This window comes from Paludisphaera mucosa, from assembly GCF_029589435.1.
Lineage (GTDB): Bacteria > Planctomycetota > Planctomycetia > Isosphaerales > Isosphaeraceae > Paludisphaera > Paludisphaera mucosa.
The window spans coordinates 132,593-158,217 of record NZ_JARRAG010000001.1; the positions used below are offsets into that span (position 1 = coordinate 132,593).

General features: G+C 70.8%; 18 protein-coding genes. 7 read left to right on the forward strand and 11 right to left on the reverse strand.

Annotated elements, in window-relative coordinates; translation table 11 throughout:
- Positions 1–86: 86 nt before the first annotated feature.
- The 5 genes from PZE19_RS00565 (at position 87) to PZE19_RS00585 (ending at position 8,317) form a co-directional block, all read left to right on the forward strand.
- Entirely contained in the window at positions 87–1,610 is a 1,524-nt protein-coding gene (locus PZE19_RS00565) for an ATPase domain-containing protein (protein WP_277858630.1), read from the forward strand.
- Entirely contained in the window at positions 1,603–3,561 is a 1,959-nt protein-coding gene (locus PZE19_RS00570; protein ID WP_277858631.1) for a hybrid sensor histidine kinase/response regulator, read from the forward strand. The genes PZE19_RS00565 and PZE19_RS00570 overlap by 8 nt, the downstream gene beginning before the upstream one ends.
- Positions 3,562–3,631: 70 nt before the next feature.
- A complete protein-coding gene (locus tag PZE19_RS00575; RefSeq protein WP_277858632.1) occupies positions 3,632–3,961 on the forward strand; it encodes a hypothetical protein in 330 nt (109 codons plus the stop codon).
- Positions 3,962–4,058: 97 nt separating this feature from the next.
- Positions 4,059–4,994: a DUF1559 family PulG-like putative transporter gene (locus PZE19_RS00580; protein WP_277858633.1), complete on the forward strand. Its 936-nt coding sequence runs from the start codon at positions 4,059–4,061 to the stop codon at positions 4,992–4,994.
- Positions 4,995–5,185: 191 nt separating this feature from the next.
- Positions 5,186–8,317, forward strand: coding sequence for a HEAT repeat domain-containing protein (locus PZE19_RS00585; protein ID WP_277858634.1), 3,132 nt, complete (start codon positions 5,186–5,188; stop codon positions 8,315–8,317).
- 22 nt (positions 8,318–8,339) lie between these two features.
- On the opposite strand, the gene PZE19_RS00590 is transcribed toward PZE19_RS00585, so the two are convergent.
- From PZE19_RS00590 to PZE19_RS00615, 6 genes are all read right to left on the reverse strand, one after another.
- Positions 8,340–9,158 (reverse strand): DUF4198 domain-containing protein, encoded by an 819-nt coding sequence (locus tag PZE19_RS00590; RefSeq protein WP_277858635.1) that lies wholly within the window; start codon positions 9,156–9,158, stop codon positions 8,340–8,342.
- A gap of 77 nt (positions 9,159–9,235) precedes the next feature.
- Positions 9,236–10,516 (reverse strand): hypothetical protein, encoded by a 1,281-nt coding sequence (locus PZE19_RS00595; RefSeq protein ID WP_277858636.1) that lies wholly within the window; start codon positions 10,514–10,516, stop codon positions 9,236–9,238.
- Positions 10,517–10,702: 186 nt separating this feature from the next.
- Positions 10,703–11,740 carry an HAD family hydrolase gene (locus PZE19_RS00600; protein WP_277858637.1) on the reverse strand — a complete coding sequence of 346 codons (1,038 nt, stop codon included), beginning with the start codon at positions 11,738–11,740 and terminating at the stop codon, positions 10,703–10,705.
- 82 nt (positions 11,741–11,822) lie between these two features.
- Positions 11,823–13,433 carry an arylsulfatase gene (locus PZE19_RS00605; protein ID WP_277858638.1) on the reverse strand — a complete coding sequence of 537 codons (1,611 nt, stop codon included), beginning with the start codon at positions 13,431–13,433 and terminating at the stop codon, positions 11,823–11,825.
- Positions 13,434–13,644: 211 nt separating this feature from the next.
- Entirely contained in the window at positions 13,645–14,736 is a 1,092-nt protein-coding gene (locus PZE19_RS00610; RefSeq protein ID WP_277858639.1) for a hypothetical protein, read from the reverse strand.
- Positions 14,737–14,828: 92 nt separating this feature from the next.
- Positions 14,829–15,179 (reverse strand): hypothetical protein, encoded by a 351-nt coding sequence (locus PZE19_RS00615; RefSeq protein WP_277858640.1) that lies wholly within the window; start codon positions 15,177–15,179, stop codon positions 14,829–14,831.
- A gap of 131 nt (positions 15,180–15,310) precedes the next feature.
- On the opposite strand from PZE19_RS00615, the gene PZE19_RS00620 reads away from it, so the two are divergent.
- A complete protein-coding gene (locus tag PZE19_RS00620) occupies positions 15,311–17,845 on the forward strand; it encodes an ATP-binding protein (protein ID WP_277858641.1) in 2,535 nt (844 codons plus the stop codon).
- A 174-nt stretch (positions 17,846–18,019) separates the two neighbouring features.
- Positions 18,020–20,212 carry a KUP/HAK/KT family potassium transporter gene (locus PZE19_RS00625; protein WP_277858642.1) on the forward strand — a complete coding sequence of 731 codons (2,193 nt, stop codon included), beginning with the start codon at positions 18,020–18,022 and terminating at the stop codon, positions 20,210–20,212.
- A 6-nt stretch (positions 20,213–20,218) separates the two neighbouring features.
- Here the strand turns inward: PZE19_RS00625 and PZE19_RS00630 are convergent, their stop codons facing one another.
- From PZE19_RS00630 to PZE19_RS00650, 5 genes are all read right to left on the reverse strand, one after another.
- Entirely contained in the window at positions 20,219–21,331 is a 1,113-nt protein-coding gene (locus PZE19_RS00630) for an acyltransferase family protein (protein ID WP_277858643.1), read from the reverse strand.
- Between the two features lie 70 nt (positions 21,332–21,401).
- Positions 21,402–22,310: a polyphosphate kinase 2 family protein gene (locus PZE19_RS00635; RefSeq protein ID WP_277858644.1), complete on the reverse strand. Its 909-nt coding sequence runs from the start codon at positions 22,308–22,310 to the stop codon at positions 21,402–21,404.
- Positions 22,311–22,426: 116 nt separating this feature from the next.
- Positions 22,427–24,364, reverse strand: coding sequence for a tetratricopeptide repeat protein (locus PZE19_RS00640; protein WP_277858645.1), 1,938 nt, complete (start codon positions 24,362–24,364; stop codon positions 22,427–22,429).
- A 248-nt stretch (positions 24,365–24,612) separates the two neighbouring features.
- The gene (locus PZE19_RS00645; protein ID WP_277858646.1) at positions 24,613–24,891 is read right to left on the reverse strand and encodes a hypothetical protein; all 279 of its coding nucleotides are present in this window, start codon (positions 24,889–24,891) and stop codon (positions 24,613–24,615) included.
- 108 nt (positions 24,892–24,999) lie between these two features.
- Complete coding sequence (locus PZE19_RS00650) at positions 25,000–25,437, reverse strand: hypothetical protein (RefSeq protein WP_277858647.1); 438 nt, start codon at positions 25,435–25,437, stop codon at positions 25,000–25,002.
- Positions 25,438–25,625 lie beyond the last annotated feature (188 nt).

The window sequence follows — 25,625 nt, forward strand, 5'->3', positions numbered from 1 at the left end:
AGGAGATCCGGGCGGGGCGCGGTGGCGCCGCGGTGGGTCGGACGAGGGCGACGATCCGCCTTCGGTTCGAGTCGAAGAGGGACCTCATGAGTACGGAGCTGGAAAGCCCCGGGGACGACGCCCTGGTCGCCACGGGCGTCGCGGGCCTGGACGAGATCCTGGGCGGCGGCCTGACGCCGCACCGCGTCTACCTTCTCGAAGGGAACCCGGGCTCGGGCAAGACGACGCTCGCCTTGCGATGCCTGCTCGAAGGCGTCCGGCTGGGCGAGTCGGTGCTCTACATCACGCTCTCCGAGACCAAGGTCGAGCTCGCGGCGGTCGCGAAGTCGCACGGCTGGTCGCTGGAGGGCGTCCCGATCGTCGAATTGGTGGCCCAGGAGGCCGAGCTGGAGGCCGACAACCAGTTCGCCATGTTCGAGACCTCGGAGATGGAGCTGGGCGTCACCACCCGCGCCATCCTGGCCGAGGTCGGGCGGCTGAAGCCGGTCCGGGTCGTGGTCGACTCGCTCTCGGAGATGCGGCTGCTGGCCCAGAACGCGCTCCGCTACCGGCGGCAGATCCTGGCCCTGAAGCAGTTCTTCATCGGCCGTCGCTGCACCGTCCTGCTGCTCGACGACAAGACGGGCGAGGCCCAGGACCTGCAACTGCAAAGCATCGCCCACGGCGTCATCTGCGTCGAGCAGCTCTCGCCCGAATATGGGGCCGAGCGGCGACGGCTGCGGATCCTGAAGCTGCGGGGCCAGCGCTATCGGGGGGGCTACCACGATTTCAAGATCATCCGGGGCGGGCTGGAGGTCTACCCCCGGCTGGTCGCGGCCGAACACCCCGACGACGACGCCGAGATCGTGCAGCTCAAGAGCGGCGTCGCGGAGGTCGACGCCCTGCTCGGCGGCGGCCTCGAATTCGGGACCTGCGCGCTGCTCATCGGGCCGGCGGGGAGCGGCAAGTCGTCGCTCACCGTCCAGTTCGCCAAGGCGGCGGCCGACGCCGGGATCCGGGCCGCCGTCTTCGCCTTCGACGAACGTCGCCAGACGCTGCTGAGGCGGTCGAAGACGCTCGGCATGGACCTGTCGGGCCCGCTCAAGGCCGGGACCCTGACCGTCCAGCAGGTCGACCCGGCGGAACTCTCGCCCGGCGAGTTCGCCCACGAGGTCCGTCGGGCCGTCGAGGGCGAAGACGGCGGGCCCGGGGCCCGCGTCGTCGTCATCGACAGCCTGAACGGCTACATGAACGCCATGCCGGAGGAGCGGTTCCTCACCGCGCAGCTCCACGAGCTGCTCACGTACCTGGGGAACAAGGGGGTGGCGACCTTCCTCGTCGTCGCCCAGCACGGCCTGGTCGGCCACCAGATGATGACCCCGGTGGACACCAGCTACGTCGCCGACGTGGTCATCCTCTTCCGATTCTTCGAGGCCAAGGGCCGGGTGCGGAAGGCCCTCTCGGTCATCAAGAAGCGGATCGGCCGGCACGAGAGCACGATCCGCGAATACCAGATGAGCCGTCGCGGCATCGAGGTCGGCGAGCCGCTGGTGCAGTTCCAGGGCATCCTGACCGGGACGCCCGCGTTCATCGGGCCGGCCGAACCCCTGCTGGGCGACTCCGATGAATGAGCCGGCCGACGTCCTCGCGGAGAGGGTCCTGCTCATCCCGCCGACGGCCCGGGACGCCGACGCCAGCGCGGCGATCCTCCGGGGGGTGGGGGTCGCGTGCGTCGTCTGCCGCGACGTCGCGCACCTCTGCGAGGAGGCCGGCCGCGGGGCGGCCGCGGCCGTCCTCACCCAGGAGGCCCTGCTGTCGGACCGCGCGGGGTCCGTGGCCTCGCTCCTGAAGGCTCAGCCGCCGTGGTCCGACCTACCGCTCATCGTCCTGGTCCCCGCCGGGCTCGAGTCGCCGCGGAGCCTCGCCGCGATCCGCGACGTCGGCCACACCACCCTGGTCAAGCGTCCCTTGCAGCGTTCCACGTTCGTGAGCACGGTCGCCTCGGCGCTCCGCGACCGCCGCCGCCAGTACCAGGCGAGGGACCTGCTCCGCGAGCAGGCGCGGCAGTCCGAGCTGCTCCGCGGGGCCCGCGACGCGCTCGCCTTCGCCCTGGAGGCGGGGAGGCTCGGCTCGTGGGAGCTGGACGTCGCGACGGGGGACATCCCGTGCTCCCCCATCTGCAAGCGGAATTTCGGCCTGCCCGCCGACGCCGCGCTCACCCACGCGAGGCTCTTCGAGCTGATCCATCCCGACGACCGAGGCCACGTGGACCGCGCCCTGCGCGACTCGATCGAGAACGGGGCGGAGTACCTCGTCGAACATCGGATCCTCTGGGACGACGGCTCCGTCCATTGGGTGCAGGTCCGCGGCCGGACGTCGTATGACGCTTGCGGGAAGGCGGTCCGCCTGGCGGGGATGAGCCTGGACGTGACCGAGCGCCGGCGCGGCGAGGAGGCCCTGCGGACGAGCGTCGCCCGGCTGGAGGAGGAGGATCGCCGCAAGGACGAGTTCCTGGCCATGCTCGCCCACGAGCTGCGCAACCCGCTGGCGGCCATCTCCAGCGCCACCCAGGTGGCCAAGCGGGGCCGGGCGAAAGAACAGCTCGACTGGGGCCTGGACGTGATCGAGCGCCAGGGCCGGCACCTCTCGCGGATGATCGACGACCTGCTGGACGCCTCGCGGATCACGCGCGGCGTCATCGACCTCCATCGCGAGCCGGTCGACCTGGCGCCGATCCTGCGCTCGGCCGTCGAGACCGCCCGGCCGCTCATCGACCAGAAGCAGCACGCGATCTCGGTGCAGATCGACGCCGGCCGCATGGGGGTGGAGGGGGACGCGACGCGGCTGGAGCAGGTGTTCGTCAACCTGCTCAACAACGCCGCGAAGTACACCGACGCGGGGGGCCGGCTGTCGCTGTCGGCCCGGGCCGAGGGGGGCCGCGTCGTCGTCCGAGTCCGCGACACGGGCATGGGGATGACCCCCGAGTTCCTCGCCCGGGCGTTCGACCTCTTCGTCCAGGGCGACCGCTCGGCCGCGCGGTCGGAAGGCGGGCTGGGGATCGGCCTGACCCTCGTCAAGAGCCTGGTCGAGATGCACGGCGGGTCGGTGGCGGCCTCGAGCGCCGGGCCCGGCCTGGGCAGCGAGTTCGCCGTCCGCCTGCCGCTCGTCCGGGCCGAGCCGGAGGCCGATGCGGGCCGCGAGGCCGCGGGGCCCGACGTCGGCCGCAAGCTGAGCGTGCTCGTCGTCGACGACAACGCCGACACCGCCTGGACGACGGCCCTCTCGCTGGAGCTGCTCGGCCACGTCGCGGCCGTCGCCCACGACGGGCCCGCCGCCCTCGAGGCGGCCCGGTCGGCGCGGCCCGAGGTCGTGCTGCTCGACATCGGCCTACCGGGGATGGACGGACACCAGGTCGCCCGGGCCCTGCGGGGCGACGGCTTCTCCGACACCCTGATCGTCGCCCTCTCGGGATACGGCCGCGACGAGGACCGCGAGCGGTCGCGGGCCGCGGGCTTCGACCACCACCTCGTGAAGCCGGTCGACCTCGACGCCCTCGCCGCCCTGCTGCGCGACGCGCCCTGATCGCACGCCTCGCCGGCTTGACCTGCGAGGGGCGACGTCCCAAGATGGAGGTCCTGGAGACCTCCCCACGATGCGGCGCACGACGGCCTTGATCTGTTTGCTGGCGGTGCTCACCGGCACGCCGCTCCGCCAGGCGGAAGCGTCGGCCGACTGGTCGCGCTCGCAGCAAGCGGAAGCCCTCCAGCCCACCGACGGAGGGGTCGGCGACGACGCCGGATTTGCGACGCCGTCCGCAACCCATCCCGGCGCGGCCGGGGACTTCCGGGACGCCGGCCTCGCCTTCCCGCAGCCGGTCGCGTGCGTCCCGGCGCCGGTCGACGGCGGCTCCCTCGGGACCGGAGCCGGGCGGCCCGCGCCCTTCCCAGGTCGGCTCGCCCGGCTCCAGGTCCTGCGGATTTGAGGAAGCCCGCGCGGAACGTCGCGGCCCTCGGCCGGCCTCGCGCCGTCGAGGGCGGCGTGACCCCACGTGAGCGGTCTTCAAACACCAGGCTCGACTCATGTCTCCACTCCCCGAGCGGCGGGCGTTCACGCTCATCGAGCTCCTCGTCGTCATCGCCGTCATCGGCGTCCTCGCGGCCCTGCTGCTCCCCGCCGTGCAGTCGGCGCGCGAGGCGGCGCGACGGGCCCAATGCGCCAATGATCTGAAGCAGATCGGGCTCGCGATGCACGCCTACCACGCGACCCGCGAGTCCTACCCGCCCGGCTACATCAGCGGGACCGAGACGGCGGACCGAGACAGCCCCGAGACCGGCCCCGGCTGGGGATGGGGCGCGATGCTGCTCAACGACCTGGAGCAGGCCGCGGCCATCAACGCCGCGAACTTCAGCCTGCCCATCACCGCGCCGGCCTCGCAGACCATCCGCACGGTGGTCCTGTCCGCCTTCCTCTGCCCCAGCTCGTCCGGGGCCGGTCCGGTCGTCCTCAAGGACCGGTCCGGGAACACGCTCGCGACCGACCTGTCGGCCGGGCAGTACGTCGCGTCGGCCGGCCAGCTCGAAGTGGAGGAGTTCCCGGCGCAGAACAACGGCCTCTTCTACCGCAACAGCCGCATCGGCGTCCGCGACGTGGTCGACGGCTCGAGCGCGACGCTCATGGTCGGCGAGCGTTCCCGGAACCTCGCCGACGCCACCTGGGTGGGCGTGATCCCCCGCGCCCGCGTCTGCACGAACCCGAGATGGGCGATCCGGGACTGCGAGACCGCGAAAGTCATGGTGCTCGGGCATACCGGGCCCTCGCCCGACCAGAGCTGGGTGGACGTGCCCAATTACCCGGGCGCGGGCGCCGACGATTTCTGGAGCCTGCACCCCGGCGGCTGCAACTTCCTCTTCGCGGACGGCTCGGTGCGCTTCATCAGGGAGTCCGTGGACCCGAGGGTCTTCAGCTTCCTGTCGACGAGGGCCGGCGGCGAGGTCGTCTCCGCCGGCCAGTTCTAGATCGAGAGCGAGCCGTCCCCGCGCCGAACGGGGCGACGGCATGAGTCTTGCAATGTGCCTTCCGACGGCGGCTATGACGCCGCAGCTCGATCGCCCGCCGACCGGCGGCGGCCGAAGAGAAGACCCGGCGACCGCCGGCCCCTCGCGACGAGGCCCCGGCGGTCGCGGACGAGAGTTCGAGGTGGGTTGCCATGGATTTCGCCTCGCGGTGGCCGGACCTGGAGCGCGTCCACACCTCTTACCTGCTGCTGGGCATGCTCGCCGGGGCGATGCTCGCGGCCGGCCTGCTGTTCCAGATCGGGTTGATCGGCTGGGTCCTCCGCGGCTTCGGCTACGTGGCCCGGGCGACCGTCCGGGGCGGTTTCCGGACCTGGGAACACCTGTTCGGGTGGGCGACGTGGGAGCAGTTCCTGGGGATCGCCGTCGGCCTCCTGCTCGCCGGGGGGCTTTTCGGCGGCTGGCTGCCGGTCCTGCGGATCGCCTGCGGCGTGGCCCTTTTGATCATGGGCTCGTCCGCCTGCTTCACCTACATGTTCATCGACCTGGAGCGCAACGAGGTCGAGCGGGGCTACAAGTCGATCCACAACCCCCTCAAGGGGCAGCTGCCGGCCGACAACCTGAAGCGGTACGGCCGGCAGGTCGGCATCCCGCTGCTGATCTCGGCCGCGGTGGCGGCGATCGGCGGGTTCGCCCTGCTCAATCAGGGCCTCTACGAGACCGTCGGCCGCTCGTGGTACCGGGTCGCGGAGGCGCCCCGGCAGCCGATCTACGCCGACTTCCTGGCGTTCGCGATCACCCGGGTGCTCGGCCTGATGGACGTCCTCGACCTGGCGAAGTCGCACCACATCCTGGGCGCGGAATCCGTCCGACCGGCGGCCTGGCCGGCGTCGACCCTGGCCTCCGCCTTCAAGGTGTTCTTCACGGTGGTCCTGCTCCACCAGGTTTTCGCCTCGCTCCGCCAGGGGAAGATGCTCGCGGAGACCATCGCCGATTTCTGGAGCCCCCACGAGCCGATCCACGAGCGGGCGCGGTACGCCCTGCCGGTGTACGGGATCGTGGCCATCGGCCCGCTGCTGCGCTCGCTGCGGTCGATCCCGTCGCTCACCAAGGAGCAACGCGACCAGCTCCCCCTGATCCTGGAGACCATGGGCCCCACGATCATCCCGGCGCTGGTCCGCCACCTGAACGATCCCCACGAGCACGTGCGGGCGGTCTCCGCCGCGGCCCTCGGGCGGCTCCACGCCTCGGACTCGATGCCCGCGCTGGTCGACCTGTTCCAGGATCCCAGCCCGATCGTACGCCAGGGGGTGACCGAGGCCCTCGGCCGCCTCGGCGAGAGGCCCTCGGGAGAGGCGAAGAAGAAGGCGGGCCTGTTCCGCAGGCGGACCGGCGGGGCGGGGATCGGGGCCGGCCGGTGGATCCGCTGGATCCGGAGGGGCGCCGTCAACGCGGCCGCGCAGCCCGTCGATCCGGTCGAACTCGCCGTGACGACCCTGGACGCGGCCCTGGAGGACGAATCGACGGCGGTGCGCACCGAGGCCGTCGAGGCGCTGGGACGGATGGGCCCGGCGGCGGCGGCGGTCGCCCCGAAGCTGATCGCCCTGTCGAAGGAGGGCGACGAGAGCCTCCGCTGCCAGGTGGCCCGATCCCTGGGCGAGGTCGGGGGCGACCCCGACGCCACGGTGGCCGCGCTCGTCGACCTGCTCGACGACGCCAGCCCCGAGGTCAAGGCCGCGTCGGCGCGGGCGCTCGGCGCGTTCAAGGAACAGGCCGCGTCGGCGGTCCCGTCGCTCGCGACGCTGCTGCAGGATCGGGACGAGGCGGTCCGGACGGCGGCCGCCGAGGCCATCGCCCAGGTCGGGCCGCTCGACGAGGCCGCGACCGAGACCCTGGTCGAAGGCCTGACCAGCGAGGACACCGTCGTGAGGGCCCAGACGGCCCAGGCCCTGGGGACCATCGGCGCGGCGGCCGAGGAGGCCGCGCCGGCCCTGGTCGAGGCGATGGAGGACGACAACGACCGGGTCCGCGCCGAGGCCGTCGAGGCGATCGGCAAGATCGGCGAGGCCGCGGCCGAGGCCGCCGTCCCGGGCCTCGTGAAGGCGCTCGAGGACGAGGACGACACGGTCGGCGCGCTCGCCGCCGAGGCCCTGGGCCAGATGGGCGAGTCGGCCGCCGAGGCCGTCCCCGCCCTGGTCGCCTCGCTGCAGCACCTCAACCCGCAGGTCCGCCACAACGCCGCCGAGGCGCTCGGCAACCTCGGCCCGGCCGAGGCGAGCGTCCGCCTGGCCCTCGAGGGGGCTGTGAGGGACGAGGACGGCGGGGTCCGCAGCCAGGCCGTCCTGGCGCTGGGCAAGGTCGCCGGCCCGGCGGACGGCTCGATGCCGACGGTCCTCGCGGCCCTCCAGGACGAGGACCCCCTGGTGCGGACCGCCGCGGTGACGGCGGCGGGCCTCTGGGGCGACGCGGCGGGGGAACTCGTGCCGGGCGTCGCGGCTCTTTTGGACGACCCCAACGATCAGGTCAAGGTCGAGGTCGCCCGGGTCCTGCCCAGGCTGGCCGGCGCGGCCCCGGACGTGATCGAGGGCCTCTGCCGACGCCTGCTCGAAGACGACAGCCCGCTGGTCCAGTCGCACGCCGCGCTCGCCCTGGGCAAGCTCGGACCCGACGCCGCCGCCGCGGGGGAGGCGCTGCTCCGCGCGGCGCAGACCGGCGAGGTGGGCGTGCGCGAGCAGGCCATGCGGGCGATCGTCATGATCCGGCCGGCGGAGGCGGCCGAGGCGCTCATCGCCGGCCTCAAGGACGCCTCGACCGAGGTCCGCATCCTGGCCTCGGCGGGATGGGTGAACGTCGAGGCCGTGCCGGCCGACGCCGTCCCGGGCCTGATCGAGGCCCTGCGCGACCCCGAGATCCGCGTCCGCGCGAACGCCGCGAACGCGCTCGCCAGGCTGGAATCCGTGCCGATCGAGGCCGTCTCGCTGCTGATCGACTGCGCCTCCGAGCCCAACGACGCCCTCCGGCTGGCCGCGGCGACGGCCCTCCGCTCGGCCCCGGCCGAGGCCGTGGCCGAGGTGATGGAGCATCTCACCGCGGACCCCAACGCCCGCGTGCGGCTGGCCGCCGCCAGCTCGCTGCTGGCCGAGGAAGCCGACCACGCGCAGGCCGGGGCCGTGCTGGTCGACGCCCTCGCCCACCCGTCCCCCCGCGTCCGCGAGGAGGCGTTGGAAGTCTTCGAGTCCCTCGGCGACGAGGGGGCGCAGGTGCTCGATGCCGTGCAGAAGGGCGAGGCCGTCGAGGAGAAGCTCGAAGAGCCCGCGAGCCCCTGAGCGTCGTCTGGAAGACGAGAACTCAGCCTCCGCAGCAGGGGCAGACGCGCGGCACGAAAACGGTCATCGTCGCGCCGTACTTCGTGAAACGGTAGGCCTTACCGTCGAGTTCGCCCCCTTCTTCGGGCTCGGTCTTGTGGGCCGCGACGAGGTAGCCGTTCGCCTCCGTGGGCTCGAAAGAGGCCTCCCCGTTCGCGTCCGTCAGCCGCTCGTAGCGGTCGTCCAGGCCGGGCTTGAGCGTGGCCCCTCGGGGGATGAACGACACCCGCTCGCCGGCCACCGGCTTCCCCTTGTAGAGCAGCCGGACCCGGATCGGCGTCCCCGGCCCCATCGGCGTGACCGGATTGGCGACGGGCACCAGCTCCAGGTCGTGCCCGAGCGGCCTGTCGAAGCCGGGATTGTCGGCGGTCGGTTTGTCCAGGCTCTCCGAGACGACGAAGAACGTCTTGGCGCTCTTGATCGACCGCTCCGGGGCGTAGCTCATCACGCGGTCGGAGCGATGGGCGACCGTGTAAAGGCCCGGCTTCGCGGGGTCGAATCGCGTCGTCCAGTAGCCTTCCTGCGGGGTGTAGCCGGTGTCGACCAGGCGATCCTTCAGGTCGTAACGCGTCCCGTCCGGGCCCGTCACCTCCAGGTCCGCCCCCTCCGGCGTCAGCTTGCCGGCCAGCTTGAAGTCGCGATGTTCGTTGCCGTGGTTGCCCAGCATCAGGTCCAGGTGGATCACGTCGCCGGCGCGGACGACGTTCGTGTTGGTCTGGATCCACACGTCATGGGCCAGGGCCGATGCGGGCGTCGCCAGGGCCGCGAGGAGGACCAGGCGTCGGGTCAGGGCGTTGTCCAAGGGGCGTCTCCGGGTGCGGGCGAGTCGACGTCTCGAAAGCGACAGTTTACGGCCCCGAGGCCTCGCCGGGTAGTCGCTCAGAGCCCCACCGGCAGCGTCAGCAGGGGGCCGCCCTTCTTGGGCTCGGAGAGCTGGAGGTTGAAGAGCGCCTGGATCAGGCCGAGGGTCGACTTCGACCGCTTGTCGGCTTCCGGGATGAAGTACCAGAAGCCCTGGTACTCGATCGCGACGGCGGCATCCTTCGGGCGCTTCTTCTGGACGCAGACCTGGAAGAGTCCCCGGGTGACGGCGGTCCAGTCGAAGACCTCGCCGTCGGGCCCCACGGTCTGGGCGGCGAGGTTCCGGCGGAGGTGCTCCTCGGGGACCCTCACGCCTTTCGACAGGAAGGTGAGCATGTCGAGGAGCGTCCGGGTCTGGATGGTGACCGAATCGCGATCCTCGGGCAGCGGGCGGAGTTCGACGCCGCCCGGCACGTTGCCGCGCCGCACGGCGTAGTCGAGGCGGCCCGGCGCGAGGCCCAGGAATCGCCGGAACGCCTGCACGTCGGGGTGCGTCTCCGCGGCGGGGGAGATCGTGAGCCGATACGCCGGCTCGGTCCGGATCAGGACCAGTTCGTCCGCGTTCTCGGTCGGGCGGTACTCCAGCTTCTGGCTCGCGGCCTGCACGAGGTCGGAGCCGTCGACGCGATCGGCGGCGATCGGCGGCGAGACCGCGTCGGGGAGGTCGATCGAGGCCAGGGCGACCAGCCGGTCGCGGCGGAGCCGGCCGGCGAGGTGGGCCAACTCTTCGAACGCCGTCGGCGGCGGGACGACGTCCGGGATGAGCAGCTCGGCCCCCGCGACGTTGTCCAGGCCGTTCACCTCGGCGACGACCACGCGGAGCACGTCGTCGAGGCTCCAGCCGTTGTTGGCCATCAGCCCGAGCGCCGTGATGCCCACCGGGGCGACCATGGTGCGGGTCAGCTCGGTCGGGTCGCGGGGCGTATAGCTCAGCGTCGGCGCGTCGCGGAACTGGAGCGCCAGGTCGCCGAACAACGTCTTGTTCACCGAGTCGCGCTGCTTGCCGCCGGTGATGCTGCCCCGGCTCGAAAGCTCGAACTGGCTGGTGATCGCCGAGACGTCCAGGAACGACGGCAGGTCGCCGTAGCGCAGGCGGACGATGTTGCGCAGCCACTGCTGCTCGCTCGTCTCGTGGACGGCCTGGTCGTAGCGCAGCCGGGTCAGCTCCAGACTCCGGGGCCCGATGCACCCCGACCCCCACGCAAGGCTCGCGGAAGCCGCCGCGACGAGGAGCCACGTTGCGCCGCGTCGCCGACGGGGCGGGAGGCGATCCGCCCCTTCCCTGGACGCCCGATGCATGCTCGCCGTCCTTGTTCGCCGGGCCCGAATCCTGCCGACGGCCGAGAGTTCAGCCTTCGAACCGGCCGGCGGGTCTTCCCTTTAGGTCGACTCGCGGCGGGGCGATCTTCAGGATAATCGGAGAAATCGGCGCGACCGTCTTTGCGGGCAAGGTCGCTCTCCGCTCGGAGCCGAGATCGTCCCGCCTCATTCGGGGACGAAGATCTCGGCCCAGTCTCGCTTCATGTCGACGACCGTCCAGCCCCGGGCCGGGGCCTCGTCGAGGGCCCGCACCAGGCGTCCGACCGGCGAGTCGCGGTCGTAGGCGTACTCGCGCTCGGCGTCGGTGTGGTGCACGATGAGGCCGAGCCGCGCTCCCGGGCCCGAGGTGGTATAGCGGAGCATCTCGTAATCGCCGTCCGAGTTCCCGAACGCCGCGATCGGCCGCCGGCCGATGAACTTGCCGATGCCGACGGGCTTGCCGGCGTGGTCGTCGATGAAGTCGACCTCGGGGAGCCGCACGAGCACCGGCCGTTCGCCCTGAAGCTCGTATTTCGTGCGGATCGTGCTGCCGACGACCTGGTCGGGACGGACGCCGTAGGCGCGCTCCGTCCAGGGCCGCATGAACTCGACCCCGCCTCCCGAGACGATGTGCGTCTTGAATCCGTTGGCCCGCAGGTAGTCGAGCAGCTCGACCATCGGCCGATACACGCAGCGCGTGTAGAGGCGGTCGAACCGGGGGTGTTTCGCCTTGGCGATCCAGTCGACCACGATCGTGCGGAAGTCCTCGGCCGTCATCCCCGCGTGGGTCGCGGTCACGAGGTCGACGAAGCCCTTCTCGCCGATCGCGGCCAGGCTCGCGCGGTCCCCTTCCAGGGCGGCGCGGAAAGGCTGCTGATCCTTCCACTCGGGATGACCGGCGGCCATGAGCCGGATGCGGTCCCGGATGAAGACCGCCTGGACGTACATCGGCTGCTCGCACCAGAGCGTGCCGTCGTTGTCGAACACCGCGACGCGGTCGTCGACCGGCACGAAGTCCGGGCCCCCCTCGGCGACGACGCGCGCGACGAAGTCGAGGATCGACCGCCTCGCGGGGCCGTCGTTCCATGAGGGCAGCGGAGCCGTCGCGTTCGGAGCGGCCGGCTGGGCGGGGGCGGGTGCCGTCGGGGATTGCGCTGCGGCGAGACACCACGACGACGCCAGGAGGGCCAGGCCGACGGCCGTCGATCGCACGCTGTTCTTCACGGTTCTGGCCTCGCAAAAGAATCACGCCCCGGCGCAAGGGGGTGTCCCGAGCGCCGGGATCTGGGGTTGCTCCAGCAAGCGGTCACTTGCTGCCGGCGCCCTCTTTCAGCTTTTGCAGCACCTCGTCGAGGTTGAAGCTCGCGGCCTTCTGGCGCTGGGGATAGTCCTTGAAGGTCATCAGGAACTTGCCCACGTAGTCTTGCGCGGGGACGAGCAGGTAGATGTGGTCGAGCATCCAGTCGTAATAGGTGTTCGACGTGATGTCGGCGCGCTCGTACGGGTCGGTCCGCAGGTTGAACATCTTGGGGACGCGCAGGGTCGTGAAGGGCTCGGCCCAGATGCGCAAGGTGCCCTGGACCCGCTGCTCCATGAAGACCAGCTTCCAGTTGTCGAAGCGCAGGCCCGTGACCTGCTGGTCGTCGTTGCAATAGATGAAGGAGTCGCGCGGGCTCTTCTCGGCCTGGCCCGTCAGGTAGGGCGTCATGTCGTAGCCGTCGAGATGGACCTTGTAGGTCGTGTCGCCGACGGTGTGGCCCTTGAGGAGCTTCTCCTTCACGTCGGGCTCGCCGGCCATGGCGAGGAAGGTGGGGAGCCAGTCGTGGTGGCCGATCATCTGGTTCGAGACCGAGCCCGGCTTGATCTTGCCCGGCCAGCGGACCATGCAGGGGACGCGGTAGGCGCCCTCCCAGTTCGAGTTCTTCTCGTTGCGGAAGGGGGTCATGGCCGCGTCGGGCCACGAGTTCATGTGGGGGCCGTTGTCGGTGCTGTACATGACGAACGTGTCGTCGCCGAGCTTGAGGCGGTCGATGGCGTCGAGGACCGTGCCGACGTTCTTGTCGTGGTCGATCATCGCGTCGTGATAGGCGCTCTGCCAGCGGCCCGACTGGCCGATGCTCTCGGGCTTGGGATGGGTCCGGAAGTGCATGTGGGTGAAGTTCACCCAGAGGAGGAAGGGCTTGTCGGCCTTCGCCTGCCGCTCCATGAAGTCGACGGCGCGGGCGGCGACGTCGTCGTCGATCGTCTCCATCCGCTTCTTCGTCAGCGGCCCGGTGTCCTTGATCGTCTGCTTGCCGACCCGGCCGAAGCGGGGGTCGACGGTGGGGTCGTCCACGTCCGAGGCTTTGCTGTCGAGCACGCCCCGGGGGCCGTACTTCTGGCGGAAGGCCGGGTCCTTGGGGTAGTCGCGAAGCTCGGGCTCCTCCTCGGCGTTGAGGTGGTAGAGGTTGCCGTAGAACTCGTCGAAGCCGTGGACCGTGGGCAGGAACGCGTTGAGGTCGCCCAGGTGGTTCTTGCCGAACTGCCCGGTGGCGTAGCCGTGCGGCTTGATCAGCTCGGCGATCGTCGGGTCCTGCTTCTGCAGGCCCAGAGGCGACCCGGGGATGCCGACCTTGGTCATGCCGGTCCGGAGGCCGTGCTGGCCCGTGATGAACGAGGCGCGGCCGGCCGTGCAGCTCTGCTCGGCGTAGTAGTCGGTGAAGATCATCCCTTCCCTGGCGACGCGGTCGATGTTCGGCGTGCGGTAGCCCATCAGGCCCATCGTGTAGGCGCTGATGTTCGACTGGCCGACGTCGTCGCCCCAGATCACGACGATGTTGGGCTTCTTCGCCCCCTGGAGGCCCCCGGCCTCCGCGACGGAACCCAGCGCGGCGACGACGCCGAGGACGGACAGGGTGTGCAGGATCGCACTCTTCATACGGACGGGCCCCTGGAGAGTTGAGGAGATCGGAATCGGAAATGCTCGCTTCGCATGAGATGACGGGTCGCGCCCTCCTCGTCGAGTGGCGCGGTCGCCCACGCGCGATAGTCTCGCCGATCCCACGCCGATTTACATCCTTGTTGTTCGCCGGCTCCCTGTTTTTCGGGAGGATTCGGGCTCGAAATGTCCCGTACGCCGCCCGAAATCCTCATCGAAAGAGGAGGAATCGGCCGTCCGCGGCCACGACGCCGGCGGCGCCCTGGCCCGGGCTCGGCGCGGATCCGGCCTTCCCCGAGGGGCGGCCTTCGCCGTCGTAGAGCTGCCATCCGAGGCGGCCTTCGAGCTTCCAGGCGACCAGCGTCGAGCCGTCCGGGCCGGGCAGGGCGATCAGGCCGGTCCGCATCCCGGACCGGCCGGGCGTCGCGATCTCTCCGGGCTTCCACGTGCCCCCCTCGCCGTCCAGGCGGGCGAAATCGATCTGCCCTTTGGTCGGCCAGGCGGCCGCGAAGCCTTTGGGGCCGCGGGTGATCGCGTAGTAGGTCATGGGGCAGCCGTCGATCTTCCACGGCGTCTGGCTCACCCGCTTGCGGGTCGTCCGGCCCCGTTCCTGGTCCCAGAGCACGACGTACATGTCGCGCTCGTCGTCGGTCTCCTCGCGATAGAGGACCGCCAGGCGGCCGTCCTCGCCGTACACGGCGCTCGTCGTGCAGCAGTTGCACGGGTTGTAGCCCGGGTCGATCTCGAGGTTGGGGCCGAACGTCTTGCCGTCGTCGTGCGAGACGTTGGCGTAGAGCCGGTCCGACAGCCAGCAGGCGGTCACCTCGCCCTTCTCATCGGCCGCCAGCGAGAAGCCCTCGCTCGGCTTCTTGTTGAGGTTCCGCACCGGCGCGAACGCCGACGAGCCGGGTTCCAGGCTCGCGTAGAAGAGGCCCCATTCCTCCTGGGGTAGCTTCAACTTCCAGGCGTTCGTGCCCATCGCCACGTGGACCCGGCCGCCCCGGCCCACGGCCATGTCCCAGGCGGAAAACTCCAGGCCCGCCGGCCCCGCGTCCTCGCCCACGACGGGAAGCGGGGCGGAGAACGTCGCGCCGCCGTCGCTGGACCTCGCGTAATTCGGGCCGCCGGGCGCGTCGCAGAGGACGTGGATCGTCCCCTGGGCGTCGACCCTCGCCGTCACCGGACGCCCCGGCGCCGGCACGGCGACCGTCGTCACTCGGGCGTCGTCGGCACGCGCCGAAGGCGACGAAAAGAGCATCATGCCCAGCGCGGCGAGCGCGGTCCCGGCCTGCGTGATCGTCATGGTGGGTCCTCGATCGGTTCGGGGAGTCGCGGAACGACTCCCATTCTAACCGTCGAGCCGCGCCGGGGGCCCGGTCGTCGTAGGCCGCCTGGTCAGTCCAGCAAACCCGACGTGGCGGGGGCCTTGTCGACCCAGCGGACTTGCACCCACCGCCCGAAGGGGCCGACGGCCAGGCCGGGGAGGCGGGCCCAGCCCTCGGCGAGCCGGCCGTCGGAGTCGCGGACGGTCAGGCGGTAGACGTAGTCGGTCCGGGTGGACTTCCAGAAGAAAGGTCCCCGCCAGAATCGCGCGAGCCGCTGGGAGACGATGGTCAGCCCCTGCTCGTCGGCCCAGCGGCGGAGGCGACGCTCGACGTCGCGTGCGCTCCAGACGATCAGGGCGAGGATGGCGAGAATCGTCGCGAGGACGACGGCCAGCGAAGTCGCGTCGTATGACCGCATCACGTCTCACCTCTCGTCCCGCACGTTGTCGCCGCCGCAGAGGGCGCTTTAAGATAGTATACGGACAGAGCGGCCCGCGCGTCGGGGCGTACGCCGTCTTCGAACATTTCTTGCGCCGGGGCGGGATCCGTTTCATGAAGAACGAGGATTTCGAGAAGCTCGGGGTCTTTTATCTCGGCAAGGAGTACGACGTCAAGGAGAAGAAGACGACGTCGAGCCTGGTGCTGTACGACTCGAAGCAGCTCACGACCCACGCGGTCTGCGTGGGGATGACGGGGAGCGGCAAGACGGGGCTCTGCATCGCGATGCTGGAGGAGGCCGCGATCGACGGCATCCCGGTCATCGCCGTCGACCCCAAGGGGGACATCGGCAACCTCCTGCTCGACTTCCCCGAGCTGCGCGGGGCCGACTTCCTCCCCTGGGTCGACGCCGACGAGGCCGCCCGCCAGGGGATGGACCGCGACGCCTTCGCCGACAAGACGGCCGAGACCTGGCGCGAGGGCCTCGCGAAGTGGGGCCAGGACGGCGCCCGGATCCAGCGGCTCAAAGACTCGGTCGACATGGCGATCTACACGCCCGGCAGCAGCGCCGGGCTGCCGATGACCGTGCTGCGGTCGTTCTCGGCCCCGTCTGCCGCGCTGATCGAGCAGGGCGAGGCGTATCGCGAGCGGGTGGCCTCGGCCGTCTCGGGGCTGCTGGCCTTGCTGGGCGTGGACGCCGACCCGATGACCAGCCGCGAGCACATCCTGCTCTCGAACATCCTCGACGCCTCGTGGCGCGAGGGCCGCGACCTCGACCTGACCGACCTCATCCACGGCATCCAGTCGCCGTCGTTCGACAAGGTCGGCGTCATCGACCTGGACGCGTTCTACCCGGCGAAGGACCGCTTCGCCCTGGCGATGCGCCTGAACAACCTGATCGCCTCGCCCGGCTTCGCCGCCTGGATGGAAGGCGACGCGCTCGACGTCGGGGCGCTGCTCGCCACCCCCGAGGGCAAGCCCCGGATCTCGATCCTCTCGATCGCCCACCTGAGCGACGCCGAGCGGATGTTCTTCGTCACGATCCTGCTGAACGAGGTCGTGTCGTGGGTCCGCGCCCAGCCGGGGACGTCGAGCCTGCGGGCGATCCTCTACATGGACGAGATCTTCGGCTTCTTCCCCCCCTCGGCCAACCCGCCTTCGAAGAAGCCGATGCTCACCCTGCTCAAGCAGGCGCGGGCCTTCGGCCTGGGGGTCGTGCTGGCGACCCAGAACCCCGTCGACCTGGACTACAAGGGGCTCTCGAACGCCGGGGCGTGGTTCCTCGGCCGGCTCCAGACCAAGCGCGACAAGGACCGCGTGCTGGAGGGCCTCGAAGGGGCCTCCAACGCCGCCGGCAAGAGCTTCGACCGCGACGAGATGGACAGGACCCTCTCGTCGCTGGGCAAGCGCGTGTTCCTGCTGAACAACGTCCACGAAGACCACCCGATCGTCTTCGAGAGCCGATGGGCCCTCAGCTACCTGCGCGGGCCGCTCAACCGCGAGCAGATCCAGACCCTGATGGCCCCCAGGAAGAAGGCGCTGGCCGCCGCCCCCGCCCGCCGCCCGGACCCCGCCGCGGCGACCACCCGCGCCAAGCCCGCGGCCGTCGCCGAAGTTGATGAGGATGAGGCCCCTGACGAAGCGCCGACCCCGCCCGCCCCGGCGCCGAAGCCGACCCCGACGGCCCGCGAGAGCCGGCCGTCGTCCTCCTCGACGGGCCGCCGTCCGGTCCTCCCGCCCGACGTCCCCGAGTTCTTCGCGGAGACCGCCCCGACGGCGACGGGCGCGGGCCCCGCCTACCGGCCCACGCTCCTGGGGGTGGCCCGGTTGCACTACGTCGAGAAGAAAGTCGGCGTCGACTACTGGGAGACGCTGGCGATCCTCCGGCCCGTCGGCGACGAGCTGCCGGCCGACGTCTGGGAGGGGGGCAAGCAACTCACCGAGCGGATCCCCGTGCTGGACAAGTCTCCCGAGCCCAACGCCACGTTCGCCGACCTGCCCGCGGCCATGACCCGGGCCAAGAGCTACCCCGAGTGGACCAAGGCCCTCAAAAACTACCTGTACCGAGACCGCCGCCTGACCATCTGGACGTGCCCCGAGCTGAAGGCCTACGGCCGCCCCGAGGAGACGGCGCGGGACTTCCGCGCGAGGCTCGCCCAGGCCGCGCGCGAGCGCCGCGACGCCGAGGTCGAGAAGCTCCGCGCGGAGTTCGGCCCCCGCCGCGCCGACCTGGAGAAGAAGCTCCGCGCCGCCCACGAGGCGCTCGAGAAGGAGCAGGAGCGGGCGTCGAAGTCGGGCTGGGACGCCGCCGTGTCGTTCGGGACGTCGGTCCTCGACGCCTTCACCGGCCGCAAGACCTGGACCAAGACCAACGTCAGCAAGGTCGGCACGGCCGCCAAGGCCGCCACCAAGGCCGTGCAGCAGCGCGGCCAGGTCGGCACGGCCCAGGAGCGCGTCGACGCCCTGAACGCCGAGTACGTCGAGCTGGAGACCGAGTTCCAGACCGAGCTCGAGCACATCAAGACCACCCGCAGCCCCGAGCTGCTCAAGCTCGAGCCGCTGGAGCTGACCCCCCGCAAGGCCGACGTCACCATCGACCAGGTCGTCCTCGCCTGGACCGCCGGCCCCGCCGCGACGGACGAGGCGTGACCGCCGGGCCGGGGCCGTCCGCGGCGGGCCGAAGGCCTATCCCTCGGCCGGGCCCGTCGACTATCGTGGAATCCCGCGTGGTGCGGGATCGTTCATTGGCGCGGAGGATGGGCCGTGGTTTCGGCTGAGTTGGATCGTCCCGGTCATGGCCACTCGGCGGGGATGTTCACCCGCATGCGCGAGGCGACCGGCACGGTGTACGGCGACATCGGCACGTCCGTCCTCTACACGCTCATGGAGATCACCCGCGAGACGGTGGCGCTGAAGCACCACGTCCACGGCGAGGAGCTGACGGCCCTCCTCCAGTCGGGCGGCGACCTCGTCAGCCCCCGCGAGGCCCTGGGCGGGCTCAGCCTCGTCTTCTGGGCCCTCATCTTCCTGACGATCAAGTACGACCTGATCATCATGCGGGCCGACAACCACGGCGAGGGGGGGACCTTCGCCCTCTGGGGCCTCCTCAAGGGGTTCTCGGGGAAGATCTTCGGGTTCGCGATGGTCGGCTACCTGGTCGTCGCCGCGGCGGGCCTGCTCGCGGCCGACGGCGTGATCACGCCGCCGATCAGCATGCTCGGCGCTTACGAGCCCCTCGGCGAGTCGCTGGCCGTGGCGGCGACCCTCGTCAGCCTGTTCGTCCTCTTCAAGCCCCAGTGGCGCGGGACGAGCCAGGTGGGGGGGCTGTTCGGCTGGTTCATGATGCTCGTCTGGTTCCCCTGGATCGCCGTCAAGGGCGTCCCCTGGATCCTCCGGAGCCCCGAAGTCTTCCTGGCGCTCGACCCGTCGTACGCGGTCCGCTTCCTCGGCGAGTTCCCCACGATCGGCGTCTTCGTGATCTTCGGGGTCGTGGTGCTGGCCATCACGGGCGGCGAGGCGAAGTACGCCGACATCGGCCACTTCGCGCGGCGGGGCCAGATCCACGTCGGCGAGGGCCAGAGCGTCGACCCCCGGGATTCGGGCCGACGGCCGGTGATGTACTCCTGGTTCGTCCTGGTCCTGCCGTGCCTGGTGCTGAACTACGCCGGGCAGGTCGGCTACCTGCTGCAGAAGGGCGTTCCGCCGCGCGCGAACACGTTCTACGCGCTCACCCCCAGGACGGGCGACGCGGACGTGGACGGCGTGATCCTGGGCGTCGACATGGTGATCTCGGCCGTCGCGGCGTTCATCGCCTCGCAGGCCCTGATCACCGGCATGTTCTCGATCGTCAAGCAGGCGATCGCGCTGGGGTTCTGCCCGCGGTTCGTGGTCCGATTCACGAGCCGCGAGGCGGAGGGGCAGGTCTACATCCCGGCCATCAACTGGTCGATGTTCCTGGGCTGCGTGATGATCACGCTCGCCTTCCGGACGGCGGGCAACCTGGCCGCGGCGTACGGCATCGCGGTCACCGGGACCATGGGCATCACGACGCTCACCTTCGGATACGTCGCGCACTACCGATGGGGCTGGAGCCTGGGCCGGGCTCTCGCCGTCTGCGCGCCGATCATGGCGGTGGACCTGCTCTTCTTCGTCAGCAACCTCCTGAAGTTCACGCACGGCGGCTACTACCCGGTGGCCATCGCCGCCGCGCTGGTCGCCGTGATGCTGACCTGGCAGTGGGGCCGGGGCGAGCTGGCCAAGGCCTTCTACGCCTTCGGCGTGCAGGGGGGCAAGAAGGTGGGCTGGCTCGTGGCGCTTCGCGAGAAGGTCGACGAGATCCAGATGTCGATCCAGGAGAACCTGCCGCTGGCGAGGACCCTGGTGCAGGGGAGGCGCCGGCTGGTGGAGACCGACCGCGCCCTCGTCTTCCTCTGCTCGCGCCCGGTCCACGACCTCGACGAGTACCTGCCCGTCCCGATCCGCGTCTTCCTCAAGAAGTACGGTGTGCTGCCCGCGCACGTCACGTTCTTCCACGTGAGGCAGCTCACGGTCGCCGAGGCGGAGCGCGGCAGCCCGCGGTTCCAGGTGTTCGACCTCGGCCGGAACATCGTCTCGATCACCGCGACCTACGGCTACATGGAGCAGCCCGACATCCGCGGCGCGCTCCGCGAGCTGCAGCTCAAGGACGAGATCCACATCCCCTCCGACCGCTGGATCATCGAGACCGGCGAGGAGGAGATCATCACCCGCGACGACCTGCCGTTCCTGCGGTGGATCCGGATCCACTTCTTCCGGTTCATCCTCCGCCTCTCCACGCCGGCCCACAAGTTCCTCGGCCTGGGCTACGACGCGGGGGTGTCGAAGGAGATCATCCCGGTCGTCTTCAGCCGCGAAGGCGTGAAGGTGGCCCTGCCCGAACTGGAGATCAACGAGCCCGAACCACCGTCGTCGCACGGCGGCGTCATCGCCGGCGGCCTCGAGCCCGCGGCCGTCGGCCCTCGCGGGGACGGGGCGTAGGCGACCTCAGGCCGTCGCTTCGGTCTCGGCCCGCGCGAGGGCGCCGATCCGGAAGTGGGGCGGGGGGATCGCCCGCCCGTTCGGGGAGGACCGGCGGCGGAGCCGCAGGGCGGGACGCTCGATGAGGCGAAGGCTCAGGTGGGCGAAGACGCCCGCGAGGGCCCAGGCGGTCAGGAAGTGCGTGAAGGGGTTCAACTGCGGCCGAAACGCCACCAGCAGCATGATCTGGATCGGGCAGGCGTAGAGATAGAGGCCGTAGGAATAGTCGCCGAGCCAGGCGAGCTTCGCCGCGCGGGCTCCGGGGCGGAACGCGGCGAAGAGGAGCACGTACGCCCCGTAGAGCGGGAAGGTCAGCGACATGACCCGGTAAGGCCAGATCTCATAAGGCCACCAGCCGCCGCCGTACCCCGCCAGGCCCGCCGCGGCGACCGCGAACCAGCCCCACGACAGCGGGATCCGATCGCGATAGGCGTAGAACACGACCCCCGACAGGAAGCACGTCAGCAGCCGAGGGTGCTGCGCCTCGACGCCGGCCTCGACCCCGGAGACGAACCAGGCCGCGTAGACCGCCCACGACGCGGCCCAGATCGCCATGATGGGCCAGCGCCTGGCGATCCAACCGGCCGAGCCCAGCAGGCCGATCAGCCCGTAGTAGTAGAAGTCGTAGCGGATCGTCCAGAGCGAGCCGTTCACCCCCAACTCGCGGAAGTCGAGGACCAGGGCCGGCAGGACCAGGTCGCTCCACGACGGGACGGCCGGCCTGGGCACGCCGCGGGCGGCGAGCCACGGGGCCGCGACGAGGCTGGAGAAGGCGACCGCCGCGAAGAACCCGGGATAGACCCGGTACGCCCGCCGGGCCACGAAGTCGGCCCAGCCCCGCGACGAGCCCCAGCTCCGCGCGACCAGGAAGCCGCTCAGGATGAAGAAGGCGTCGACCGACGTCCTGCCCAGCGTGTACTGGCCCGAGGTCAGCAGCACCATCGGGTCGTTCGCGAGCGAACGGCCGTACATGTGCAGCGAGTGCGACAGGACGACGAGGCTCGTGAGCACGAACCGCACGAGGCCCACGGCGTTGTCGCGGTCGCCCTCCGGTCGATCGAGGGTCGAACGAGCGTCCATGAGAAGGGCTCCGGGGCGTCCGTGCGGGAGGAGGAAGTCCGCGTCCTTGCGGCGGTCGGGGCGTCGGCGGTCAGTCGGGGTCGGAGTCCTCGGCCTCGAGCTGCTTCCGCGCGGCCTCGATGGCGGCGAGCTTCTCGGGGCCGATCTCGGGATACGTCGAATGGAGGCCCTCGACGGCCTCGGCGATCGTGTGGGCGACGATGGCGCGGGCGACCCACTTGTGATCGGCCGGGACGACGTGCCAGGGCGCCCATTTGGTGCTGGTGGCGGCGATGGCTTCCTCATAGGCGGCCATGTAGTCGTCCCAGTAGCCGCGCTCGGAGATGTCGGACGGCGAGAACTTCCAGTGCCGCGTCGGGTCGTTCAACCGCTTGAGGAACCGCTTGCGCTGCTCCTTCTTGGAGACGTTCAGGAAGAACTTGATCACCTTCGTCCCGTTGCGGCTCAGGTGCCGCTCCAGGTTGTTGAGGTCCTCGAAACGGTCGGTCCAGAACGACGGCTCGATCTTCGCGTCGGGGATCCGCTCGGCCTGCGCCAGCTCGGGGTGGACGCGGACCACCAGGACTTCTTCATAGTACGACCGGTTGAAGATGCCGATGCGTCCCCGTTCCGGCAGGGCCTTGGTGTAGCGCCATAGGAAGTTGTGGTCGAGCTCCTCGGTCGAGGGCTGCTTGAAGCTGAAGACCTGGCAGCCCTGCGGGTTGACGCCCGACATGACGTGCTTGATCGTGCCGTCCTTGCCCGCCGCGTCCATGGCCTGGAGGATCACCAGGACGGACCAGGTGTCCGCGGCGTAGAGCCGGTCCTGGGCCTCGGCCAGCTCGGCGCTGCTCTCGGCCAGCAGGGTCTCGGCGAACTTCTTCCGCTTGGCCTTGGGGACGTCCTCGTCGCCGGCCCAGCCGGGATCGTGGTCCTTGAGCCGGAACTTCTTGTCGTGCGGGACGCGGCACATTTCGACGACGTCTTCCAGCTTCAGCATGGGACGGGCTCCTCGATCAGGGTCGGCATCGGCCGCGACGGGCCTCGGCGCCGGACGACCTCCCTTCTACGACTTCCCCGACGCGGCGTCGACCACCGAGCGGTCGCGGCCGGCGCTCACGGCTTCCGCGCGATTTGCTCCGTGCGGTCGAGCCGGGCGAGCGCGGCGCGGGCGAGATCGGAGGCGACGGAGCGGTCGACGGCGTGGCCGCGGACCCACTCGAGGTGCTCGCGCGCCTCGGCGGTCTTGTTCTTGCGCAACAGGTCGAGCGCGACGATCGTCCGGGCTTCGGCGCGCTGGACGTCGTTGCCGGCGGCCGCGATCAACTCGGCCTCGGGGAGGTCGCCGTTGAGATGCAGGAGGACCGGCCGGGGCCAGTCGGTGCGCTGCGGCAGTTTGGCGAGGGCCTCCTCCAGGAACGCGTACGCGGCCGGGTCGCGGACGGCCCGACGCTCGGCCAGCACGCCGAGCATCGCCATGTAGCCGGCGGCGGGGTCGGCCCAGCCGGCGAGGTTGAGGAACGCGCGGGCGTCGGTCTCGGCGCCGTCGACGTCGGCGCAGAGTCGCGACCAGCCCCGGGCGATGTAGGTCTCGGCCCGCCCCGGCTCGGCCGCCGCGGCCCGGTCGAAGGCCTCGATGGCGCGGGGCCAGTCGCCGGCGGCCTGGAGCGAACGGCCCTCCGCCAGGCGGGTCTCGGCGACGCTCGCGGGGGCCGGCCGCGGCGCGGGGCTGCGCAGGGCCATCCGTTCGCGCGACATCTCGGCGAAGACCTTGTGCGGGCCGCCGTACGACGCGAGGAGCCTGGGGTCGGCCTCCTCGACGGCCTTGTAGTCGGCGAGGGCCTGCTCGCGGAGCCCCAGCTTGGCGTAGACGTTGCCGCGGTTGAAGTGGACGATCGCGTTCTTGGGGGCGAGCTTCACGGCCTCGCCGAGGTCTTCGAGCGACCGCTCGTACTCGCCCAGCATGAAGTAGGCCAGGCCGCAGTTGGTGCGGGCGCCGGCGTTGTCCGGGTCGAGCTTGATCGCGCGGTCGAGGTCGGCCACGGCCTCTTCGTAGCGGGCCAGGTTGTTGTAGGCCGCGCCTCGGTTCTGGTAGGCCTTGGCGTTCTTGGGGTCGATCTGGATCGCCCGATCCAGCTCGGCGAGCGCCTCGCGGGGCCGATTCATGCGGACGAGCACGCCGCCGCGGTCCTTGAGCGTCTCGGAGTCGTTGGGGCGGAGCTTGCCGACGACCTCGAAGTCGGCGAGCGCCTCGTCGTTGCGGCCGAGCCGCGAGCGCAGGCCGCCGCGCAGGCGGTAGGCGAAGGCGTAGCTCGGGTCGATCGCGACGGCGCGGGAGTAGTCGGCCTCGGCCCGGTCGTCGTGCTTGAGGTCTTCGAGCAGCCGGCCCCGGCTGGCGAAGGCGCGGGGGTAGCCCGGCCCGAGCCGGACGGCCTCGTCCAGGTCCGCGAGCGCCCGGTCGAAATCGCCGAGGGCGCGGTGGACGTCGCCCCGGCCGATCCGGCTGTTGGGGTCGCCCGGATCGATCCGGATCGCCTGGTCGTACTCCGCGAGCGCCTCGTCGTTCCGGTTGAGCCGGTGGTGGACCTGCGCGAGTCCCGAATAGGCGGTCGCGCGGGCCTCCTGGACGGCGTCGCGGCCGCCGGAGCCGAGCCCCCGGGCTCCGTTGAGGGGGATCTCCCAGAGCCGGATCGAGCGGACGAACGCGGCCTCGGCCTCGTCGAGCCGGCCCAGCAGCAACAGCGCGACGCCGCGGTCGGTCTGGCCCGACGTGTTCAACGGGTCGCGCTGGATCACCCGCTCGAAATCGGCCAGGGCCTTCGACGGCCGGTTCAGCCGCAGGTAGGCGTTGCCCCGCTTGATGAGGGCTTCCAGGTCGTTGGGGTGCCGTTCGAGGACCGCGTCGAACCGCGCGACGGCCTCGGCGGGGCGGCCCGCCTTGTAGAGCGCCAGGGCTTCGGCCCGCAGCGCGTTGGTGGAGCCCGCCCGGGAGGGGAGGCCGCCCCAGCAGGCCAGGGCGAGACAGACCGCGAGCGGGGCCTTCTTCACCGTCATTGCGAACGACCGTCCTTGGTCAGGCGTCGGCTTCGATCGAACTCACCCCCCTCCTCATCGGCCCGCGAGACGACCGAACGACGCCCCGTCGGCCCCGGGAAATCGGCCGCAGTACGGGTTCTCGCGAGCTTTCCGCGGCTTTCGGAAACGACCAAATGCGCGAGGAATCCGCGCGTTTCGGCGGTCCGCCTTGTTGGGAATATTCCGTGCGGCCGGCTCGTCGCGATCATCGCGACGAGCGGCCGACCTTACTTGATGCCGGCGAGGGTCGCCTTCGCGTCGGCGAAGACCTGGAACCTGGACGTGAGCAAGTCCATGGTCTCTCTGGCCTGGGAGACCTGCTGCTGGAGCCTGATGAGCGCGACCTCGACCTCGCCGCCCCCCGCGAGCAGGTTCGAGAGCAGGCCGCCCAGGGCCCCGGAGCCGCTCTGGGAGAGCCGGCTTTCCAGCCCTTCGACGCTGAGGCGGGCGCGACGGGGACGAAGGTCACGATCACGAGTTTCGATGAAGCGGATCCGCGTGTTCATCACAGGCTCCCGACGAGGAAGGGTCGAGGTTTTGGCGAGGGGAATCGCCTCGCCACCCTTCCTCGAACGTCGGGGGTGTGACAGCATCTCGCCGGCGGCGCGGCCGGCTCACTCGGTCTCCGTCTCCTCGATCGAGCGGAGGACGTCGCGGACCTGGTCGGGAAGCTCGGCGTCGCCGAGGTCGGACCACTGGCCGAGGGCCAGGATGGTCCGGCGCGGGGTGCGGAAGCAGCGGATCGAGGCGGCGTTGGTCATGTCGAACGTGACGAATTCCAGGTTGTGGCCGGTCGCGGCGTGATCGTTGATCGTCTCCAGCACCGGCGCGGCGTCCAGCTCGGGATAGTCGTCGCGCATCGCCTCGAGCGCGGCGTCGGCCACCTCGGCCGGGTCGGGCCGGGATTCGTCCGTCTGGATCACCGCGAAGCCCAGTCCGTCGGGGGCCTGCACCGCCACCGTGCGCACCGCGCCGTTCTCGGTCTCCTCCAGCAGCCAGTCGGGCGGGTACTCGAACCGCAGCCCTTGCTCCTCGTAAGTCTGGACGGACACCGCGCGCCTCCTTTCCCTGACGATCGATCCCCATCAAGCCCGACGACGTCGCCCTTCGGATCGTCGCGAGAACGGGACCGCCGATCGTAACGCGCAGGGCCGCGACCGCCAATCGCCGGGCGGCGTCGTGCTTGACTCCGTCGAGCCTCGTTCTCTATATTTTCGATTTACTTTGTAGGAATGCGTCG

Bases quoted from the DNA above. Each gene is read 5' to 3' on its own strand.
- PZE19_RS00645 (WP_277858646.1), bottom strand. From the start codon at position 24,891: ATGAACACGCGGATCCGCTTCATCGAAACTCGTGATCGTGACCTTCGT.
- PZE19_RS00620 (WP_277858641.1), top strand. From the start codon at position 15,311: ATGAAGAACGAGGATTTCGAGAAGCTCGGGGTCTTTTATCTCGGCAAG.
- PZE19_RS00635 (WP_277858644.1), bottom strand. From the start codon at position 22,310: ATGCTGAAGCTGGAAGACGTCGTCGAAATGTGCCGCGTCCCGCACGAC.
- PZE19_RS00610 (WP_277858639.1), bottom strand. From the start codon at position 14,736: ATGACGATCACGCAGGCCGGGACCGCGCTCGCCGCGCTGGGCATGATG.
- PZE19_RS00595 (WP_277858636.1), bottom strand. From the start codon at position 10,516: ATGCATCGGGCGTCCAGGGAAGGGGCGGATCGCCTCCCGCCCCGTCGG.
- PZE19_RS00565 (WP_277858630.1), top strand. From the start codon at position 87: ATGAGTACGGAGCTGGAAAGCCCCGGGGACGACGCCCTGGTCGCCACG.
- PZE19_RS00580 (WP_277858633.1), top strand. From the start codon at position 4,059: ATGTCTCCACTCCCCGAGCGGCGGGCGTTCACGCTCATCGAGCTCCTC.
- PZE19_RS00570 (WP_277858631.1), top strand. From the start codon at position 1,603: ATGAATGAGCCGGCCGACGTCCTCGCGGAGAGGGTCCTGCTCATCCCG.
- PZE19_RS00630 (WP_277858643.1), bottom strand. From the start codon at position 21,331: ATGGACGCTCGTTCGACCCTCGATCGACCGGAGGGCGACCGCGACAAC.
- PZE19_RS00575 (WP_277858632.1), top strand. From the start codon at position 3,632: ATGCGGCGCACGACGGCCTTGATCTGTTTGCTGGCGGTGCTCACCGGC.
- PZE19_RS00605 (WP_277858638.1), bottom strand. From the start codon at position 13,433: ATGAAGAGTGCGATCCTGCACACCCTGTCCGTCCTCGGCGTCGTCGCC.
- PZE19_RS00640 (WP_277858645.1), bottom strand. From the start codon at position 24,364: ATGACGGTGAAGAAGGCCCCGCTCGCGGTCTGTCTCGCCCTGGCCTGC.
- PZE19_RS00585 (WP_277858634.1), top strand. From the start codon at position 5,186: ATGGATTTCGCCTCGCGGTGGCCGGACCTGGAGCGCGTCCACACCTCT.
- PZE19_RS00625 (WP_277858642.1), top strand. From the start codon at position 18,020: ATGCGCGAGGCGACCGGCACGGTGTACGGCGACATCGGCACGTCCGTC.